The sequence below is a fragment of the Mycobacterium sp. genome (genome assembly GCF_032162105.1).
In the GTDB taxonomy this organism is placed as follows: domain Bacteria; phylum Actinomycetota; class Actinomycetes; order Mycobacteriales; family Mycobacteriaceae; genus Mycobacterium.
The window spans coordinates 1-5,445 of the sequence record NZ_JAVRPS010000373.1 but is presented as its reverse complement, the minus strand read 5'-3'; the positions used below and the strand labels follow the sequence as shown (position 1 = coordinate 5,445).

Here is a 5,445-nt window from a genome sequence, read left to right as displayed (position 1 = left end):
CGCCATACCACTAACCGGGACACCGCTACCGGCGTTGTTGGCGGTGGTCTGGTCACCGTCGCCGAGCCCCGCACTGCGCGCATTCATCCCGCGACTGAGGGAGGCATTCGGCCGTTGATGGGTACATGTGCTTCAAGCTGAGCTAGGCGTGGGTCCGACGACCGGTATGCGCCGAGACGCATGGGGCGCCCGGTATTGTCGGACCATGAACAGCGTGGGGCGCGCCGGCCGTTGTGGACGCAGCCATAGTCCATCCTGCTCACCCTGGGCGTGAAGGCGTAGCCGCGAGTGACCGACAACAGCCGCAGCCGCACCATCTCCGCGCCGCCGCAAGCAATCTGGGATGTGCTGGCCGACTTCGGCTCCCTGAGTTCGTGGGCCGACGGCGTCGAGCACTCCTGCATCTTGAATCACGGACCCGACGGTCCCGTCGGCACCACCCGCCGCGTGCAGGTGCGACGCGACGCACTGGTGGAGAGCATCACCGAGTTCGACCCGCCGACCACGCTCGCCTACGACATCGAGGGCTTGCCCGCCCGACTGCGCCTGGTGGCCAACAGGTGGACGCTGCGGCCGGCCGGTGAGGCCACCGTGGTGACGGTGACCAGTACCGTCGAGATCGGCCGCGGCCCGCTGGCCGGCCTCGCGGAGCGAATCGTGGGCCGCGTCATGGCCAAACAGTCCGACGCGATGCTCGCCGGACTGAACCGTCGACTGGAGGACTCCCATGACTGACCGCCCCGACATCGTCATCGTCATGACCGACGAGGAGCGTGCGGAGCCGCCGTACGAGTCGGCAGACGTATCGGCCTGGCGTCACCGCACGTTGACCGGTCGTCGCTGGTTCGACGAACACGGAGTGAACTTCGGCCGTCACTACACGGGCTCTCTGGCGTGCGTGCCCAGCCGCCCGACGATCTTCACCGGTCAGTACCCGGACCTTCACGGCGTCACCCAAACAGACGGCATCGGCAAGCGTTTCGACGACTCCCGGTTGCGCTGGCTGCGCGCCGGCGAAGTGCCCACCCTGGGCAACTGGTTTCGCGCCGCCGGGTACGACACCCATTACGACGGCAAGTGGCACATCTCGCACGCCGACCTGCAAGATCCGGCCACCGGCGAGTCACTGGCGACCAACGACGACGACGGCGTGATCGATCCGGCGGCGGTGCGCCGGTACCTCGACGCGGACCCGCTTGCCCCGTACGGCTTCTCCGGCTGGGTGGGGCCCGAACCGCATGGAGCGTTGCTGTCCAACAGCGGTTTTCGCCGCGACCCGTTGATCGCCACCCGGGTAGTGGCTTGGCTCGAGGACCGGTATGCCCGGCGTCGTGCAGGTGACCAAGACGCGCTGCGACCCTTCCTACTCGTAGCCAGCTTCGTCAACCCGCACGACATCGTCCTGTTCCCGGCGTGGCTGCGGCGCAGCCCATTACAGGCCTCGCCGCTGGACCCGCCGCACGTGCCGCCTGCGCCCACCGCCGACGAGGACCTGGCCACCAAGCCGGCCGCGCAGATCGCGTTCCGCGAGGCGTACTACTCCGGGTACGGCCCGGCGCGGATGATCAGCCGCAGCTATGGGCGAAACGCGCAACGGTATCGCGACCTGTACTACCGGCTGCATGCCGAGGTCGACGCACCGATCCACCGGGTGCGCCGGGCGGTCACGGAGGGCGGATCGGAACACGCGGTACTGGTGCGCACCTCCGACCATGGCGACCTGCTCGGAGCGCACGGTGGGCTGCACCAGAAGTGGTTCAACCTCTACGACGAAGCCACCCGGGTGCCGTTCGCGATCGCCCGCATCGGTGAACGCGCAACCGGGCCTCGGGTGGTAACCGCGCCGACGTCGCACGTCGATCTAGTGCCGACGCTGCTCGGAGCGGCCGGGGTGGACGTCGACGCAGTGGCCGCGGAGCTGGCCGAGTCCTTCTCCGAGGTGCATCCGCTGCCGGGGCGGAACCTGATGCCGGTGGTGGACGGGGCGGCCGCCGACGAGAGTCGGGCGGTGTACATGATGACTCGCGACAACGTGCTCGAGGGCGACTCGGGCGCTTCGGGAGCGGCACGCCAGCTGGGCCGTACGGTGAATCCGCCCGCGCCACTGCGCATCAAGGTTCCCGCCTACGTCGCCGCCAACTTCGAGGGGTTGGTGGTGCGGGTCGAGGAGGCCGACGCGCCCGGTGGTGCGGGGCATCTATGGAAGCTGGTGCGCACCTTCGACGATCCTGCCACCTGGACCGAGCCGGGCGTTCGCCATCTGGCCGCCAACGGCATGGGCGGCGAGGCCTATCGGGCCGACCCGCTCGATGACCAGTGGGAGCTCTACGACCTGACCGCTGATCCGATCGAGGCGGACAACCGCTGGACCGATCCCGGCTTACACGAGCTGAGGCGGCACCTCCGGATGGGGCTCAAGCAGGCGCGGGCGTCGGCGGTGCCGGAGCGCCACCGCCCGTGGCCGTACGCCGACCGGCAGCCGCCCGTGGATGAGCCGGGTTTCGTGCGGCGGGCGTTGGGGCGGCTTGGGCGGTAGTCGTCGAGTCGGGCATCCGGGCTTCAACCTGAGCCAGGCCCGGTCGTGTGAAACCCGAGTTGGTTCATGTTTTGTCACTGGACTGAGAACAGGCCTGTGATCAGCGGCGCACATCATCGGTTTGCCCACCGGATACTCAGCCCCAAGCTGGCAACCACCCGTCCCGCGGCCGTCAACAAATGTTGACGGCCCACAGAACAGGGGTGCTGCGCTCCGAAGGATCCGCGCCAGCGGTGTGCACTAACCTGACCCACGTCGGGGCTTGGGCGGTAGTCGCCGAGCAGGGCATCCAGGCTTCAAACTGAACCAGGCGCGGCCATGTGAGACTGAGACGCGATGCCGTCTCGTTCCGAACCGTCGCCCGGCCGCCGAGGCGATATGACTCGACGTTTCATGCTGTCTCTTTTGACCTGTGCACTCGTTCTCGGCTCGACCGGTTGTTCGCTGTTCTCCAGTAGTGGCCCCGAAGACGCCTTCCATGCGTTCGCCGACGCACTGCAACGCCGGGACACCCACGCCGCGGGTACGAGCACCAGTGACGCCGCCTCCGCCACCCCGATGATCGCGGCGATGTTCGACGGCATGGGCAAGGACGCGACGGTGGCCGTCAACGTCGTCGAATCAGGCGACGACGACCCCGCCGCCAAGCTCGACTACACCTGGTCCTTCGGGCCGGGACGCACCTTCGCCTACGAGGCCGACGCAACGGCCGTCAAGGCCGGCGACGACTGGCACGTCCAGTGGTCCCCTACGGTGTTGCACCCCAAGCTGCGGCCCGGCATGATATTTCAGTTCAGCGACGACAAGAACTTCCTCACACCGGTCGTCGACCGCGACGGGCAGCCCCTGCTGTCTTGGCAGACCATCGGCATCGTCACGCTCGCGCGCGATCACCTCGCCTCCGCCGACGCGCTTGCCGCGGTGGTGCAACGGTTCGACGACACCACCACGGCGGCGTCGATCAACGACCAGTTCAACGCCACACAGGACGACACCGTCACGGTGATCAAGCTGCGGGAACAGGACCTCGCGCAGGTAGCAGATCAACTGGCGCAGATTCCAGGCGTTGCGGTGTCCAAGCAGGGCGCGTTGCTCACGGCGAACCCCGACCTGTCCTCGCCGGCCATCGACGGCCTTCAGGCGTTGTGGCAGAAGGCGATCGACTCGACCGCCGGTTGGTCGGTGCACCTCGTCGACGACAAGGGCGAGCCGACCGAGGAGTTGGCCTCGACACCGCCCGGCGACACCCCACCGATTCGCACGACGCTCGACACCCGACTGCAGTCCCTCGCACAGCAGGCGGTCGGCTCCGACCCCCGCCCGACGGTGCTGGTCGCGATCTCCCCCTCCACCGGCGGCATCTTGGCCGCCGCGCAGAATCCGGCCGCCAACGGGCAGGGTCCGATCGCGTTCTCCGGCGTGTATCCGCCGGGTTCGACGTTCAAGACCATCACCACCGCCGCGGCACTACAGGCCGGACTGGCGACACCGGAGACCCCCGAGGCGTGCCCCGGCCAGGTCACCGTCGAGGACCGCACCATCCCCAACGACGACGAGTTCGACTTGGGCACCGTGCCGTTGGCGTCGGCGTTCGCGCATTCGTGCAACACGACGATGGCGGTGCTGGCCGATCGACTGCCTGCCGACGCCCTTCCAAAGATGGCGCGACTGTTCGGGATCGGGGTCGACTACGTCATTCCCGGCCTCACCACGGTGACCGGCCGGGTCCCCGACGCGGACACCCCGGCACAGCGCGTGGAGAACGGCATCGGCCAGGGCACCGTAACCGTCAGCCCGTTCGGGCTGGCCGTCGCCGAGGCCAGCCTCGCGCACGGATCGACGATCACCCCGACCCTGGTCGTCGACGAGAAGACCACCGCCGACACCCCCTCCGAACCGATCCCTCCCGCGGTCGCGGACAGCCTGCGCGCCATGATGCGCCAGACCGTGACCGAGGGAACGGCGACGGAACTGAGCGACATCGACGGCCTCGGCGGCAAGACCGGCACCGCCGAGTTCGGCGACAACACCCATTCGCACGGCTGGTTCGCCGGGATCGTCGGCGACATCGCGTTCGCGACGCTGGTGGTCGGCGGCGACACGTCCGAACCCGCGGTGAAGGTGTCGGGGGACTTCTTGCGCGCCGCGCTGGCGGGCTGACGCCAGTGCCGGTCAATGGCCGTGTTGGGACCCGTCGACGGCCGTTGTCCCGATAAGTTGTCCCGAACCGTCGCGCAGACGCGGCGCCGATCCGGAGATCCTTGGTAGATGCGAGTCGACGGGCGCGAGATCGCCGTTTCTGGCAGCTTGCTGCAGCCGCTCACCCGGCGCACCAACGACATCCTGCGCCTCATCTTCGCGGCGGTGTTCGTCGCGGTCGTCGTCACGAGTTCGCTGATCACCCGCAACGACTGGGTCGCGCTGGAGAAGTCGATATCCGACATCGTCGGAGTGCTGACGCCCACCCAGTCGAACGCGGTGTATCTGGTGTACGGCATCGTGATCCTGGCGCTGCCGTTCGCGATCCTGACCGGCCTGATCATGGCCCGGCAGTGGAAGTTGCTCGGCGCGTACGCGGTGGCCGGGCTGAGCGCCGTGGTGGCGCTGTCGATCACCAGCAACGGCATCGCCGCGCCGCAGTGGCACTTCGACCTGTCCGGCCGGCTCAACACATTGCTGTCGCAGTTCCTCGACGACCCCCGATGGATCGCGATGCTCGCCGCGGTCCTCACGGTGTCAGGGCCCTGGCTGCCCGCTCGATGGCGGCGGTGGTGGTGGACGCTGCTGCTCGCCTTCGTGCCGATCCACCTCGTCGTCAGCGCCGTCATACCCGCCCGCTCACTGCTCGGGCTGGCAGTCGGCTGGTTCCTCGGTGCGCTGACCGTGCTGCTGGTCGGCACCCCGGCGCT

Annotated in this window: 3 protein-coding genes and 1 pseudogene; all 4 read left to right on the top strand. The window is 68.4% G+C overall.

Going from position 1 to position 5,445, the window contains the following annotated elements; translation table 11 throughout:
- Nucleotides 1-288: 288 nt before the first annotated feature.
- Nucleotides 289-735, top strand: a complete 447-nt coding sequence (locus tag QOC69_RS18970; protein ID WP_526442367.1) for an SRPBCC family protein — start codon at nt 289-291, stop codon at nt 733-735.
- Nucleotides 728-2,536 (top strand): sulfatase-like hydrolase/transferase, encoded by a 1,809-nt coding sequence (locus QOC69_RS18965; protein ID WP_526442365.1) that lies wholly within the window; start codon nt 728-730, stop codon nt 2,534-2,536. Before QOC69_RS18970 ends, QOC69_RS18965 begins: the two co-directional genes overlap by 8 nt.
- 378 nt (nt 2,537-2,914) lie before the next feature.
- Nucleotides 2,915-4,696, top strand: a complete 1,782-nt coding sequence (locus QOC69_RS18960; protein WP_526442363.1) for a penicillin-binding transpeptidase domain-containing protein — start codon at nt 2,915-2,917, stop codon at nt 4,694-4,696.
- Between the two features lie 108 nt (nt 4,697-4,804).
- Nucleotides 4,805-5,445, top strand: a pseudogene (locus QOC69_RS18955) (TIGR00374 family protein); the annotation flags it as partial.

Excerpts from the sequence above, each read along its gene's own strand:
- QOC69_RS18965 (WP_526442365.1), top strand. The coding sequence starts at position 728 with ATGACTGACCGCCCCGACATCGTCATCGTCATGACCGACGAGGAGCGT.
- QOC69_RS18960 (WP_526442363.1), top strand. The coding sequence starts at position 2,915 with ATGACTCGACGTTTCATGCTGTCTCTTTTGACCTGTGCACTCGTTCTC.